The organism is Pseudomonas sp. TUM22785 (genome assembly GCF_028198105.1).
Classification (GTDB): domain Bacteria; phylum Pseudomonadota; class Gammaproteobacteria; order Pseudomonadales; family Pseudomonadaceae; genus Metapseudomonas; species Metapseudomonas solani.
In genome coordinates this window covers 4,901,351-4,914,236 of record NZ_CP116239.1, presented here as the reverse complement: position 1 = coordinate 4,914,236, position 12,886 = coordinate 4,901,351, and the positions used below count along the sequence as shown (strand labels likewise).

The 12,886-nt window shown below is 66.8% G+C and carries 11 protein-coding genes; 5 read left to right on the top strand and 6 right to left on the bottom strand.

From position 1 onward, the window contains the following. Positions 1 to 13: 13 nt before the first annotated feature. The gene (gene sph, locus PI990_RS22140; protein ID WP_271658482.1) at positions 14 to 1,558 is read right to left on the bottom strand and encodes a sphingomyelin phosphodiesterase; all 1,545 of its coding nucleotides are present in this window, start codon (positions 1,556 to 1,558) and stop codon (positions 14 to 16) included. 184 nt (positions 1,559 to 1,742) lie between these two features. Continuing rightward, positions 1,743 to 3,563 (bottom strand): acyl-CoA dehydrogenase C-terminal domain-containing protein, encoded by a 1,821-nt coding sequence (locus PI990_RS22135; protein WP_271658481.1) that lies wholly within the window; start codon positions 3,561 to 3,563, stop codon positions 1,743 to 1,745. Positions 3,564 to 3,725: 162 nt separating this feature from the next. Here PI990_RS22135 and PI990_RS22130 point away from each other — a divergent pair, with 162 nt between their 5' ends. The 4 genes from PI990_RS22130 (at position 3,726) to PI990_RS22115 (ending at position 7,303) form a co-directional block, all read left to right on the top strand. Continuing rightward, entirely contained in the window at positions 3,726 to 4,139 is a 414-nt protein-coding gene (locus PI990_RS22130; protein WP_271658480.1) for a MarR family winged helix-turn-helix transcriptional regulator, read from the top strand. Between the two features lie 43 nt (positions 4,140 to 4,182). Then, positions 4,183 to 5,382: an MFS transporter gene (locus PI990_RS22125; RefSeq protein WP_271658479.1), complete on the top strand. Its 1,200-nt coding sequence runs from the start codon at positions 4,183 to 4,185 to the stop codon at positions 5,380 to 5,382. A 177-nt stretch (positions 5,383 to 5,559) separates the two neighbouring features. Next, a complete protein-coding gene (locus PI990_RS22120; RefSeq protein WP_021222715.1) occupies positions 5,560 to 6,108 on the top strand; it encodes a glutathione peroxidase in 549 nt (182 codons plus the stop codon). A gap of 136 nt (positions 6,109 to 6,244) precedes the next feature. Further along, complete coding sequence (locus PI990_RS22115) at positions 6,245 to 7,303, top strand: DUF2167 domain-containing protein (protein WP_021222716.1); 1,059 nt, start codon at positions 6,245 to 6,247, stop codon at positions 7,301 to 7,303. 176 nt (positions 7,304 to 7,479) lie between these two features. Here the strand turns inward: PI990_RS22115 and PI990_RS22110 are convergent, their stop codons facing one another. The 3 genes from PI990_RS22110 to PI990_RS22100 form a co-directional block, all read right to left on the bottom strand. Further along, entirely contained in the window at positions 7,480 to 8,754 is a 1,275-nt protein-coding gene (locus PI990_RS22110) for an OmpP1/FadL family transporter (protein ID WP_021222717.1), read from the bottom strand. Between the two features lie 192 nt (positions 8,755 to 8,946). Then, positions 8,947 to 9,426 carry a hypothetical protein gene (locus PI990_RS22105; protein WP_021222718.1) on the bottom strand — a complete coding sequence of 160 codons (480 nt, stop codon included), beginning with the start codon at positions 9,424 to 9,426 and terminating at the stop codon, positions 8,947 to 8,949. Between the two features lie 252 nt (positions 9,427 to 9,678). Beyond that, positions 9,679 to 10,533 carry a sulfurtransferase gene (locus PI990_RS22100; protein WP_271658478.1) on the bottom strand — a complete coding sequence of 285 codons (855 nt, stop codon included), beginning with the start codon at positions 10,531 to 10,533 and terminating at the stop codon, positions 9,679 to 9,681. A gap of 85 nt (positions 10,534 to 10,618) precedes the next feature. Between PI990_RS22100 and PI990_RS22095 the strand changes: the two genes are divergently transcribed. Continuing rightward, complete coding sequence (locus PI990_RS22095; RefSeq protein ID WP_271658477.1) at positions 10,619 to 11,410, top strand: lysophospholipid acyltransferase family protein; 792 nt, start codon at positions 10,619 to 10,621, stop codon at positions 11,408 to 11,410. An 84-nt stretch (positions 11,411 to 11,494) separates the two neighbouring features. On the opposite strand, the gene PI990_RS22090 is transcribed toward PI990_RS22095, so the two are convergent. Further along, positions 11,495 to 12,556, bottom strand: a complete 1,062-nt coding sequence (locus PI990_RS22090; protein WP_271658476.1) for an SMP-30/gluconolactonase/LRE family protein — start codon at positions 12,554 to 12,556, stop codon at positions 11,495 to 11,497. Between the last annotated feature and the right edge of the window lie 330 nt (positions 12,557 to 12,886).

The following is a 12,886-nucleotide window of genomic DNA, read 5'->3' as shown; positions in this document are numbered from 1 at the left end:
GCGCTGTCAGGGCTCAGAAACGCAGCCTGTCGTACCAGTTCTCGTAGACCGCGGTCGGCGCCACCTCCACGCGGAAGCGGCTGGCGTCGTAACTCTCGCCCCAGAGGAACAGGTGGTCCTTCCAGGCGCCGTCGGGCCAGATCTTCAGGTAGTAGTCGCGGCCGGGCAGCGGGCGCTGGCCGCTGTAGTCGATGAACGCCACCTGGTCGCCGTCCTTCAGGCATTGCCCCTGGTCGTTGTCGATCTGCACGCGCAGGTGCCGCGAGGGCTTCCCGGCTGCCGGGTAGTAGCCATACTTGCCGGCGCCGTGTTCGTACCAAGTGAGGAAGTAGCCCGGGTAGGCGCGGGATTCCAGGGTCACATAGTCGCCATTGCGCACGCAGAAGCTGGCGAAGTGGTCCCAGTCATTGAGGCTGAAGGTGCTGGCGTCGTCGCGGCCGTTGCCGGTGACGGTGACCCAGTTGGTGGCCTTCTCCCCGGTGCGCAGGGCGTTGCCGTTGTCGACACTGCGCAGCACCACGCGGGCGTAGCGGTTGTCGGTGGGCTTGAAGGCCTGCTGCGGCGTGCGCTGCGGGTCGGCGTAGGTGAAGGCAGCGACCGGGTAGTGGTCGGAGTAGTCCTGGTAGTGCCAGGTGTTGACGCCGTCGCTGGCGCTCCAGCGCGGGGAGGGCATGTCCAGCGCCTGGTTGTGCCAGTAGGACACCTGGCCGTGGCGGTTGGAAACCAGGATGTAGTCGAGGTATTCCGGCGGGTTGGTCGGCGCCTTGCCGGGGCCGTTGTCCTTGTAGGGGTACTGGTAGCCGGTCACACCGTTGCGCCGGGTGTCCCAGGTGGCGGGGGCGCCGGCGTAGCTATCAGGCGCGCGTAGGTCCAGCTGGGCCAGCATGCGCGGGTACTCGGCGCTGCCGCGCACGACGTTGAGGTCGCCACCGACGAACAGCACTTCGTTCGCCGGTATGTTCTGCCGGTCGATGAAGGCGCGCATTTCCCGGAACTGGCTTTCCCGCACCGCTTGCCCGCCATCGGGGCAGGCGGCGTCGGCGGCCTGGGTGTGGGTGGCGATGACGTGGAAGGGGCGCTCGCCGCGCAGCACCTTGACGTAGACGAAGCCCTTGTTGGCCAGCCCGTCGGCGCCACAGGCGTCGCGGTAGAGGTACTGGACCCGGCGCACGATGGGCCAGCGGCTGACGATGGCGACGCCGCCGTCCTCGAGCTTGGCGGCGGGGTTGCCGGTGCTCTCGTCCCAGCCGCTGGTGGAGCGGCCCAATACCGGGGTCTGGTGCGGGTAGCGGTCCTTCAGGCCGTTCAGCAGGATGTCGGAGGCGGCGTTGTCGAACAGTTCGTTGAAGATCACCAGGTCGCGATCCTCCAGGTACGCGGCGCGGGTCATCAGGCGCGCGCGCTCCTGGTTGTTCCAGCTGAACTTGAATGGCAGGGGCGTGAGGAAGAAGGCGTTGTGGGTCAGCAGGTTGTAGGCGTCGGGCCGGGGTTCGGGTGTGGCAAGGGCCGGGGTGGCGAGCAGGGCGAGCATCGCCCAGGCGATTCGGGTGGTGGTCATCGGCGTGTCCGTGTTGGGGGCTCAGGGCGGCGCGACGCTACCACCGGTGGGCAGAGCGGTTGCGCCCTCATCCATGGGTTCGGCTGTAGGAAACATCAGGTGTATGACGGCGACATTTCCACGGGCCTGCTTTAGCCCAGGCCGTGCCAATCCCGGGCCTCCCAGGGGAGACCCGGGATGGGGCTCAGTCGAAGATGAAGTGCTCCCCCGGCAGGCCCATCACCGATTTCGTCGGCTTGAGCATCGCGCTGGCGTGGCCTTTGGCGCGGGGCAGCAGGCGGTCGAAGTAGAAAGCGCTGGTGGCCAGCTTGGCGCGGTAGAAGTCCTCCGACTCGGTGCCGCCATCACGGAGCAGGCGGCGCGCGGCGGCTTCCTGCAGGGCCCAGGCGTAGGCGAGGGCGGCGTAGCCGGAGTACATGAGGAAGTCATGGCTGGCGGTGCCCACCAGGTCGCGGTCCTTGCGCGCGCGCAGGGCGATGCGCAGGGTCAGGACGTTCCACTGCCCGGCGAGCTTGAGTAGGGTCAGGGCGCGGCCGCGCATGGCCGGCTCGGTCTTCAGCAGGTCGAGGGCGAAGCGCGCCACCTGGCCGCTGAAGTCGCGCACCGCCTTGCCCTGGGTCATCAACAGCACCTTGCGGCCGAGCAGGTCGAGGGCCTGGATGCCGGTGGTGCCCTCGTAGAGGGTGGCGATGCGCGCGTCGCGGACGATCTGCTCCATACCGTGCTCGCGGATGTAGCCATGGCCGCCGAACACCTGCATGCCGAGGTTGGCGCTTTCCAGACCCAGCTCGGTGAGGCAGCCCTTGAGGATGGGGGTGAGGAAGCCGAGCTTGTCGTCCCAGTGCTCGTACTTGGCGGTGTCATTCTGCAGGATGCCTTCGATCATGCGGTCGGCGTACTGGGTGGCCAGGTAGACCAGCGCGCGGCCGCCCTCGGCCACGGCCTTCTGGGTCAGCAGCATGCGGCGCACGTCGCCGTGGTGCATCAGCACGTCGGCCACCTCGCCCGGCTCCTTGGTGCCGGAGAGGGCGCGCATGGAGCGGCGCTCACGGGCGTAGGCGAGGGCGCCCTGGTAGGCCAGTTCGGCGGTGGCCACGCCCTGGATGGCGGTGCCGATGCGTGCGCTGTTCATGAAGGTGAACATGCATTCGAGGCCCTTGTTCGGCGGGCCGATGAGGTAGCCGGTGGCGCTGTCGAAGTTCATCACGCAGGTGGCCGAGGCCTTGATCCCCATCTTCTTCTCCAGCGCGCCGCAGCTCACGCCGTTGCGCGGGCCGAGGCCGCCGTCATCGCCCGGGAGGAACTTGGGCACGATGAACAGGGAGATGCCACGGGTGCCCTTGGGCGCGTCGGGCAGGCGGGCGAGGACGATGTGGATGATGTTCTCGGTAAGGTCGTGGTCGCCGGAGGAGATGAATATCTTCGTGCCGGTGAGGGCGTAGCTGCCGTCGGCGTTGGCGTCGGCACGGGTCTTCACCTGGCCCAGGTCGGTGCCGCACTGTGGCTCGGTGAGGCACATGGTGCCGGCCCAGCGGCCTTCGGTGAGGGGCGTCAGGTAGGTGCGTTTCTGCTCCTCGGTGCCGTGCTGCATCAGGGTGTTCATGGCACCCAGGGACAGGCCCGGGTACATGGAGAAGGGCCAGTTGGCGGTGCCGAGCATCTCCTGCTTGAGGGCGCCCAGGCTCATGGGCAGGCCCTGGCCGCCGTACTCGACCGGGTGCGAGAGCCCCTGCCAGCCGCCGGCGACATAGGCGTCGTAGGCTTCCTTGTAGCCCTTGGGCGTGCGCACCTCGCCGTTCTCCAGGTGGCAGCCTTCCTCGTCGCCGCTGTGGTAGAGCGGGGCGATGACCTCTTCGCAAAGCTTCGCGCACTCGCCGAGGATGGCGTCGACCATGTCCGGCGTGGCTTCGCCGCCATTGGCCAGGGCACGATAGTGGGCGGGGAAGTCGAAGACCTCGTTGAGCAGGAAACGGGTGTCGCGCAGGGGCGCCTTGTAGCTGGGCATCGGTGAACCTCGGAACGCAGGTGGCAGACGTGCCGATTTATACGGCGCCCGTGCCGGCGCGGCCTTGGCAGCCGTAACGGAGGCCTCTGGCAGTTCGGACAATGCCGGCCACCCGGCTGATTTCCATTGACGATGATTGGATGCGGGTATATACACGCATCCATGATGACGACCCAATGCCTGTGCACGCGGCTGCGCCGCGCCAGCCGCAACCTGACCCGCATCTACGACGACGCCCTGGAGCATGTCGGGATCAACGTCGCCCAGTACTCGCTACTGAAGAACCTGCAGCGCCTTGACCAGCCGAGCATCACCGACCTGGCCGAGGCCCTGGGGCTGGACCGCAGCACCTTGGGCCGCAACCTGCGGGTGCTGGAGGGCCGGGGCCTGGTGCGGATGGGCGAGGGCGAGGACCAGCGCAACCGCCTGGTGGCCCTGACCGCCAGCGGCAAGGCCTGTGTCGAACAGGCGCTGCAGGCCTGGGAAAGCGTGCAGGAGCGGATGGTCGAGCGCATGGGTGACGAGCGGCGCGATGCGCTGATGTCGCTGCTGGGCGAACTGGAAACCCTGGACTGATTTTTTCGCGATAACGCGGGTATATACCCGTAGAGGACCTTCTATGACTTCCGTATGGCGCACGAGTGGCTGGATCCTTCTGGGGGCGTCGCTGATCCTGGCCCTGTCCCTGGGGATCCGCCACGGCTTCGGCCTGTTCCTGGCGCCCATGAGTGCCGAGTTCGGCTGGGGGCGCGAGGTGTTCGCTTTCGCCATCGCCCTGCAGAACCTGATCTGGGGCCTGGCGCAGCCGGTGACCGGGGCCATCGCCGACCGCTTCGGGGCGATGAAGACGGTGGTGATCGGCGGGGTGCTCTACGCCGTCGGCCTGGTGCTGATGGGGTATTCCCACTCGCCCATGGGGCTCTCGCTGAGCGCGGGGCTGCTGATCGGCATCGGCCTGTCGGGCACTTCGTTCTCGGTGATCCTCGGCGTGGTCGGCCGCGCAGTGCCGCCGGAGAAGCGCAGCATGGCCATGGGCATCGCCGCCGCCGCCGGCTCCTTCGGCCAGTTCGCCATGCTGCCCGGCACCCTCGGGTTGATCGGCTGGCTGGGCTGGTCGTCTGCATTGCTGGCACTGGGGCTGCTGGTGGCGCTGATCGTGCCCCTGGCGGGAATGCTCAAGGACCAGCCGCTGCCGGTGGCCGCCCATGAGCAGACCCTGGGCGAGGCACTGCGCGAGGCGTGCGGCCATTCCGGCTTCTGGCTGCTGGCGCTGGGCTTCTTCGTCTGCGGCTTCCAGGTGGTGTTCATCGGCGTGCACCTGCCGGCCTACCTGGTGGACCAGCACCTGCCGGCCCAGGTGGGTACCACGGTGCTGGCGCTGGTGGGGCTGTTCAACGTGTTCGGCACCTATATAGCCGGCTGGCTCGGCGGGCGCCTGTCCAAGCCGCGCCTGCTCACGGTGCTCTACCTGCTGCGCGCGGTGGTGATCGTCGCCTTCGTATACTCGCCCCTGAGCATCTGGAGCGCCTACGCTTTCGGCATCGCCATGGGGCTGCTGTGGCTCTCCACCGTGCCTTTGACCAACGGCACCGTCGCCACCCTGTTCGGTGTGCGCAACCTGTCGATGCTCGGTGGTATCGTCTTCCTCTTCCACCAGCTCGGCGCCTTCCTCGGCGGCTGGCTGGGCGGCTACCTCTATGACCACACGGGCAGCTACGACATGGTCTGGCAGATTTCCATCCTCCTCAGCCTGATGGCGGCGGCACTGAACTGGCCGGTGCGCGAGCGGCCTGTGGCGCGCCTGCAGGCACTGGCATGAGCCTGCGCCTGGGGCTGGCGCTCGGCGTGGGGGCGACCCTGCTGCTGGCGCTGGCCTGGTGGGGCTGGCAGCGCGGCGGCCTGGCGTTGCTGCAACTGAACATGAGCCTGTGCTGATTGCCGCTTCCGCAGGGCGGGGGTAGCCTTCGAGCATTGCCCCTGCCGCGTGGAGCGCCCGATGAAACGTCTCTTCCTTCTCCCTCTGCTGGCCTCTGTCGCCGGGCCCGCCCTGGCCACCGAGTGCGTGCCGTTGCTGCAGCACTCGATGCAGCAGCTGCGTTCCAAGGAAACCATCGACCTCTGCCAGCGCTTCGCCGGCAAGCCGCTGGTGGTGGTCAACACCGCCAGCCACTGCGGCTTCACCCCGCAGTTCAAGGGCCTGGAGGCGCTCTACCAGCGCTACAAGGACCAGGGGCTGGAAGTGCTGGGCGTGCCCTCCGACGACTTCAAGCAGGAGGCCGACGACAACGCCGAGACCGCCAAGGTCTGCTACGTGAACTACGGGGTGACCTTCGCCATGACCCAGCCGCAGCACGTCACCGGGGACGAGGCGACGCCGCTCTACCGCGACCTCATCGCCCAGTCCGGGCAGAGCCCGCGCTGGAACTTCTACAAGTACGTGGTGGATCGCCAGGGCAAGGTGATCGCGCACTTCTCCAGCCTCACCAAGCCCGATGACGAGGATCTGGTGAAGGCAGTGGAGCAGGCTTTGGCCAGTACCCCCTGATCGCATTGCCAATGTTTTGCAAAAAGTTCCGTAGCGCGGGATAAATATTTCCGAATATTTCGGCTGGTTCCGTTTTCCCGGCCCGGCCCGTGGTAACGTCCCGCGCCTGTCTTTTTGCCCATCCATGGAGTTACCCATGTCGATCAAGGAACTGATCCTGGCCGGCCTCATCGCCGCCGCCATTCCTTCCGCATTCGCCGCCAAACCCGAAGCCCCCGCCGAAGAACCCGTTGCCGCCACCCAGGCGGAAGAGGAGGGCGAGGCCACCATCGAGGAAGATGGCCAGACGATGTCCGAGGAAGAGTTCCTCGCCAGCCTGAACTTCCAGCAGGGCAAGGTGGTGATTGGCGACAACCTCGCCACCCTCGACGTCCCCGAGCAGTTCGTCTTCCTCGCCGGTGAAGACGCCGAGCGCGTGCTGACCGACGCCTGGGGCAACCCGCCGGATGAAGTCCTGCCGCTGGGCATGATCCTGCCCAAGGGCATCTCGCCACTGGCCGACGAGTCCTGGGCGGTGACGGTTGAGTACGAAGAGAACGGCTACGTCTCCGACGAAGATGCCGCTGACATCGACTACGGCGACATGCTCAAGGACATGAAGGAAGAGGCCAAGGCCGACAACAAGTGGCGTGCCGAGAACGGCTACGAGCCGGTGCAACTGATCGGCTGGGCCGCCCAGCCGCGCTACGACGCCGAAGGCCGCAAGCTGCACTGGGCCAAGGAGCTGAAGTTCGGTGATGCCGAGACCCACACCCTGAACTACAACATCCGCGTGCTGGGCCGTAAGGGCGTGCTGGTGCTGAACTTCATCGCCAACATGGACCAGCTGCCGACCATCGAGCAGAACCTGCCGGCGGTGCTGGCCATGACCGAGTTCAACCCGGGCAACCGCTACGCCGACTTCAACCCCGAGCTGGACAAGGTCGCGGCCTATGGCCTGGGCGCCCTGATCGCCGGCAAGGTCGCCGCCAAGGCCGGCCTGTTCGCCATCCTGCTGGTGTTCCTGAAGAAGTTCTTCTTCGTGCCCCTGGCCATCGGCGCCTGGATCATCAACCGCATCCGCGGCAAGAAGAAGGAAGCACCAGCCGAGGCCCAGCCGCAACCGACCCCCGAGCCGCAGCCCGTGGTGGTGAGCGAGCCGGCGGCGACGGTGATGGACATGAACAAGGACGACAAGCCCAAGATCGTCGAGTGAATGACCTTGAGTGAATGAAAAAAAGCCCGGACCTGTCCGGGCTTTTTATTGGGTGGCTTTCGGGGGGGACGCTTGCATGGCGGCTTTCCCGGGCTGAAGCCCGGGCTACAACTGTGGGTTGCGGATATGAAAAAGCCCGGAACAGGTCCGGGCTTTTCGCTTGCCGCAACAAGGGATCAGAAGCGGTAGGTCACCTGCGCGCCCAGGCCATGGGCACTGTTCTTGTAGGTGGAGCTGTAGCGGCCCTTGGTGGCGCTGGTCTGGTTCACTTCGGCATCGTCTTCCTTCAGGTAGGAGTAGGCGACATCGACGGTCCAGTCGTCGCTCGGGCTCCAGGCGGCGCCCAGGCTGAGGATCTTGCGGTCGTCGGTGGGGATGCGCGGCGAGCGGTGCTCGTTGCGGGTCGGGGTCTGGTCGTAGGCCAGGCCGGCGCGCAGGGTCCACTGCGGGTTCAGCTTGTAGGAGGCGCCCACGGCGTAGGACCAGGTGTCGCGCCAGTCCTGCTCTTCGGAGATGGTGCCGATGGGGCCGGCCGAGCCGCCCAGCAGTGCCGGAACGCCCTTGTTGTTGACGGTGATGTCCTTCAGGCGGCTCCAGCGGGTCCAGGTGCTACCGGCGTAGAGGGTCCAGTCGGCGTTCAGGTCGTGGGTGACCGAGAAGTCGACGGATTCGGGCGTCTTCAGTTTCAGCGAGGCGTCGTACTCGTTGCCGGAGAAGGGGCCGAAGCCGGTGCCGGAAACCTGGGTATCGCCTTTCAGCTTGTAGTTGACCATGGAGTGGTAGGTCAGGCCGAAGCGGGTGCTCTGGGTGGCTTCGAACAGTACGCCGACGTTGTAGCCCAGCGCGGTGTCGTCGCCCTTGACCTTGACCTTGCCATCGTTGCGGCCGGGGGTGGCCGCGTTGAGGGTGGCGGAGGTCAGTTCACCGTCGATGCGGTTGATGGTCGGGCCGAAGCCGACGGAGAGCTGGTCGTTGATTTTGTAGCTGATGGTCGGCTGCAGGGTGATCACGCGGACTTCGCTGCGATCGCCGTAGTAGCGGCCTTCGAAGCCGGACTCGTAGTCGGTAATCAGGCCGAAGGGCACGTACATGCCGAGGCCGAAGGTCCATTTGTCATCGATCGGCTTGACGTAGTAGCCCATGGGCACGCCCATGAAGGGGACCATGTCGCCGTCGTTGCTGCCGCCGAAGGTGCTGCTGTGGTCGTCGATATCGGTCTTGGCGTCCAGCAGGGCAAGGCCACCACTGACCTGTTCGCGCTTGAGGCGCGACATGCCGGCCGGGTTGCCGAACACGGTGGTGGCGTCATCAGCGGACGAGGAGCGACCGGCGAAGGCGGTGCCCATGCCACTGACGCTCTGTTCGTTGATGGCGAAGCCGCCGGCGAGGCTGTAGCTGGATGCAGCGCTGATGGCGATTGCGAGGCTGGTCTTGAAGACTCTTTTGATCACGGGTGACTCCTGGGGACTTTGAGGCAGGTGGCGGAAACTATCAGGATTTCCAGACCCCTGCCAGCTTCCGGGAGTTCCCGGAATAGAGCGTTTTCTCTGGCTTTATGGCATCAAAATGCCTGCAATTTCGCCGATCGGGCATATTGCATTGGACGCTCGTTCCTGACTGGTCGGTCAGTGAACGGTTTTGTCCTACGCGACCTTCGCCGAGGGGCCTACCCAGCGTTGCCAGGCATCCAGGTAGTCACCGGGTGTGCCCTGTGGGTTGAACACCTGGCGCCAGATGGCGGCCATGCCCGCCCAGTCGTCGGCGGCGGGCATCACCAGCACTTCGGTTTCGATCAGCAGCCAGGCGATGGCGGTGGCGTAGCGCAAGTTCACCGTCAGCTCCATGTGAGGTGCGGCGAGGAAGGCGTGCTGGCTGGCCAGGCCGCGCACCAGGCTGGCGAGTTCCGGGTCGCGTGCCAGGTGCAGATCCCAGAGGCAGCGGTGGTGCTCTTCGCTGATGTGGTAGAGGCCGTAGCCCGCCTTGTCACCCAACGCTGAGCCGAGTGCCGACTGGCAGGCGGCGGCGCCCAGCAGCAGGGACTCCGCCATCGGCGATGGTCGCTGCAGGTAGAGCAGGGTGGGGCGGATGACGTGTTCACAGAGGTCGCTGGCGGCTATTCCCATGGTGCCCTCGCGAGAAAGGTGCCGGCGGGACCGGGGGCATCTGGCAGCTTCTCGTTCTCGGAAAGGGCCCCGCCGGAAGCGGGGTTAGCCGCTCGATTTGAAGTGTAGTGCGATGAAACCGCTGTAAAGGCCTGTTTTTAAACTGTTTGAGGCCGTGATGGCGGCGGCATATATCCCAGGGTGATTAAAAAATGATCGCTGGCAACCGGCCCAGTGCCCGGCTGGCGCTGGGCCGGTGGGGCGCGCCCGGCTTCAGTCGCCCTTGGCCAACGGGCGTGCCGGGTCATTGATCCATTCGCTCCAGGAGCCGGCGTAGAGCGGCGCCAGCGGGTAGCCGGCCAGGCTCAGGGCGAACAGGTTGTGGCAGGCGGTGACGCCGGAGCCGCAGTAGGCCACCAGGCCGTCCACCGGGCGCTCGCCGAGGAAGGCGGCGAACCGCTGGCGCAGGGTTTCGGCGGGGAGGAAGCGACCGTCGGCGCCGAGGTTGTCGGTGAACACTGCGCACTGCGCGCCGGGGATATGGCCGGCCACCGGGTCGATGGGCTCCACCTCGCCCTTGAAGCGGGGCAGGGCGCGGGCGTCGAGCAGGGTCAGGTCAGCGTTGCCCAGGCGGTCCTGCAGTTCGTCGGCGCTGCGCAGCAGGGTCGGGTCGGCCTGGCCGCTGAAGTGGCCCCGGGGCACTTCGGGCACCGCGACTTCCAGGGGCAGGCCTTGATCGCGCCAGGCCTTGAGGCCGCCGTCCAGCAGGTAGACGTCTTCGCGCTTGCCCAGCCAGGCCAGCAGCCACCAGGCGCGGGCGGCAAAGGCGCCGGGGCCGTCGTCATGGAGCACCAGGGTGCTGCCGTTGTCGATGCCCCAACCGCGCAGGCGTTCCACCAGGCGCTCGGGGGCGGGCAGTGGGTGGCGGCCGGTGACGCCCTTCTGCACCCGGCCGGAAAGGTCGTGCTCCAGGTCGGCGAAGCGGGCGCCGGGGATATGCCCTTCGGCGTAGCTGCGCTGGCCGTAGGCGGGGTCGTCGAGGGCGAAGCGGCAATCCAGCACGATCACGCCCGGTTCGTTCAGGCGGGCTTCCAGTTGCCGGGGGCTGATGAGTTGCGCGAGGGGCATGGCGGTGTCCTGTGTCCAATCGATGACAGTGGGCATCATAAGGACAGCCGCGCGCCGCGTCGCGCTGATCGATGGGGAGCCGTCCATGCCCAGCCTGCAATCCTTCGCCGAGAGCGCCAACCTCGCCCGCCGTATCGGCGTGGTGCTCGGGTCACTGTCGCTGACCCTGTTCTATTGCCTATTGATACTCGGGCGGGGGGCCTGCGGGCGCCTCGACCGCGCGCGGGTCGACGCCTACACCCGTGCCTGGTCCCGGGGTCTGCTGCGCCTGGTGCGGGTGCGCCTGTCGGTGCACGGCAGCCTGCCGGATTTCAACGACGGCCGCCGCTACCTGATCCTTTGCAACCATTCCAGTCACTACGACATTCCCGCCAGCTTCGTCGCCCTGCCGGGCTCGATCCGCATGCTGGCCAAGCAGGAGCTGTCGCGCCTGCCGTTTCTCGGTGCGGCGATGAAGGCCGGTGAGTTCCCCTTCATCGACCGGCACAACCGCGAGCGGGCCCTGGCCGACCTGCACAAGGCGCGGCAGATGATGGAGAGCGGCATCGTGCTGTGGGCGGCGCCGGAAGGCACGCGCTCGAAGGATGGCCAGTTGCAGCGCTTCAAGAAGGGCTGTTTCCACCTGGCGCTGGATACCGATGCGGTGATCGTCCCGGTGGCCATCCGGGGCATCCATCAGGTGCTGCCGGCGCGTACCTGGCGGTTCAACCTCGGCCTGCCGGTGTCGCTGCACGTGGGCGAACCCATCGATGCCGCGCAGTTCGATGTGGAGCGCCTGGACGAGCTGATGGCACGGACCCATGGGCAGATGCAGGCGCTGCTGCACCCGCAGCCGGCGCGGGTGGTTCAGGGCGTGCGCGAGACGGTGCCGGCCTGAGTGCCGGCATTACCGCCCCCTGAAATGAGGAAGCCCGCCGATTGGCGGGCTTTTCGTATCCGGCAGCGGGGCGCGCTGCGGTTCTCAGTGGATCTTCAGCTTGCCGATGCGGTCGTTGTCCAGGCTGCCGAAGTAGAGGTAGTCGCCCACCGGTTTCACCGAGGTGATCATGCGCAGGTGGGTGCCGCTGGTGTCGTGCAGGCTGCGGATGATCTGGCCGTTCTCGTCGAGGGCGATCACCAGGCCGTATTTCTCCGCCTTGGGCCACAGGGCGCGGGGCAGCTTGGCGATCTGCGCCTTGAGCCAGGGCTGGGTGTGGAGGAAGTCGGCGTCGGCCTTGCGCGGGGAGGGCAGGGCGACCCAGAAGGTGCCCTTGCGGTCGCCTTGCAGGTTGTCCGGCAGGCCCGGCAGGTTGTCGATGAACACGTCGTGGGTGCCGGCCTTGTCGCCGCTCAGCCAATAACGGGTGATGCGGTAGCGGTAGGTTTCGTTGACCAGCACGAAGTCTTCCTTGGCCGAGAGCGCCACGCCGTTGCCGAAGTAAAGGTCCTTGAGCAGCACCTCGACCTTGCCGGTGGCCGGGTCATAGCGCATCAGGCGGCCGTGGGGGCGGGCTTCGAGCAGGTCCAGCAGGTAGTCCGGCTGCTCGAACTTGGCGGAGGCGTCGGTGAAGTAGATGCGCCCGTCGCTGGCGATGTCCAGGTCGTCGGTGAAGCGGAAGGGGCCGCCTTCGGCCTCGGTGGCGAGGACCTTGGTCTGGCCTTGCGGGTCGATGCTCAGCAGGCCCTTGTAGGCGTCGCCGACGATCAGGTTGCCCTGGGCGTCGAAGTCCATGCCCAGCGGGCGGCCGCCGGTGGTGGCGAAGGTCTCGACCTTGCCGTCGGCGGTGATGCGCACCACGCGGCCGTCGTGCAGGCCGGCGTAGACGCGGCCCTGGGCGTCCACCGCGGTGTCCTCGGGGCCGTGGATCTGCCCCTTGGCCAGCAGCTCGGCCTTCATCAGGGTGTCGTTGGGCTCCATCACGCCGGTCATGGGCGGCGCCTTGGGGGCGTCCCAGGCGACGGGGTCGATGGGGCTCTTGGTGATGGCGAGGTAGATGCCCGCAGCGGCGATGAGCAGGACCAGCAGGCCCAGAAGCTTCTTCATGTCCGAATTCCCTGGCGGTGGGCCCGTCATGGGCCTGGTTATTGTTGGAAGGGCTTTTTAGCAGCCATGGCCGGCCAACGCCAGACACCGGGCCCGGCTGAATGGCTGGGGTGCGACGTCGCCGCAGTTGACAGGCTTGTAGGGATTTTCGCAGTATCCTCGTCTCGCATTCCTGCACCGAGCTACTCCATGCCCGCCATCTTCGCCTCCATCGCTTCCGTTCCGGCCCTGCCGGCGCTGGTGCGTGGCGTTGCCGCGGGTAAATCGAAGAAACAGTCGCTCATTTGACCGGGGCGTGCTGTCCCGTCAGATGGGCTGACAGGACAGTGG

What these genes read in the sequence shown, in the direction of transcription:
- PI990_RS22120 (WP_021222715.1), top strand. Translation starts at nt 5,560, where the DNA reads ATGAAACGTCTCTTCCTTCTCCCTCTGCTGGCCTCTGTCGCCGGGCCC.
- PI990_RS22125 (WP_271658479.1), top strand. Translation starts at nt 4,183, where the DNA reads ATGACTTCCGTATGGCGCACGAGTGGCTGGATCCTTCTGGGGGCGTCG.
- PI990_RS22105 (WP_021222718.1), bottom strand. Translation starts at nt 9,426, where the DNA reads ATGGGAATAGCCGCCAGCGACCTCTGTGAACACGTCATCCGCCCCACC.
- PI990_RS22090 (WP_271658476.1), bottom strand. Translation starts at nt 12,556, where the DNA reads ATGAAGAAGCTTCTGGGCCTGCTGGTCCTGCTCATCGCCGCTGCGGGC.
- PI990_RS22095 (WP_271658477.1), top strand. Translation starts at nt 10,619, where the DNA reads ATGCCCAGCCTGCAATCCTTCGCCGAGAGCGCCAACCTCGCCCGCCGT.
- sph (WP_271658482.1), bottom strand. Translation starts at nt 1,558, where the DNA reads ATGACCACCACCCGAATCGCCTGGGCGATGCTCGCCCTGCTCGCCACC.
- PI990_RS22130 (WP_271658480.1), top strand. Translation starts at nt 3,726, where the DNA reads ATGATGACGACCCAATGCCTGTGCACGCGGCTGCGCCGCGCCAGCCGC.
- PI990_RS22135 (WP_271658481.1), bottom strand. Translation starts at nt 3,563, where the DNA reads ATGCCCAGCTACAAGGCGCCCCTGCGCGACACCCGTTTCCTGCTCAAC.
- PI990_RS22100 (WP_271658478.1), bottom strand. Translation starts at nt 10,533, where the DNA reads ATGCCCCTCGCGCAACTCATCAGCCCCCGGCAACTGGAAGCCCGCCTG.
- PI990_RS22115 (WP_021222716.1), top strand. Translation starts at nt 6,245, where the DNA reads ATGTCGATCAAGGAACTGATCCTGGCCGGCCTCATCGCCGCCGCCATT.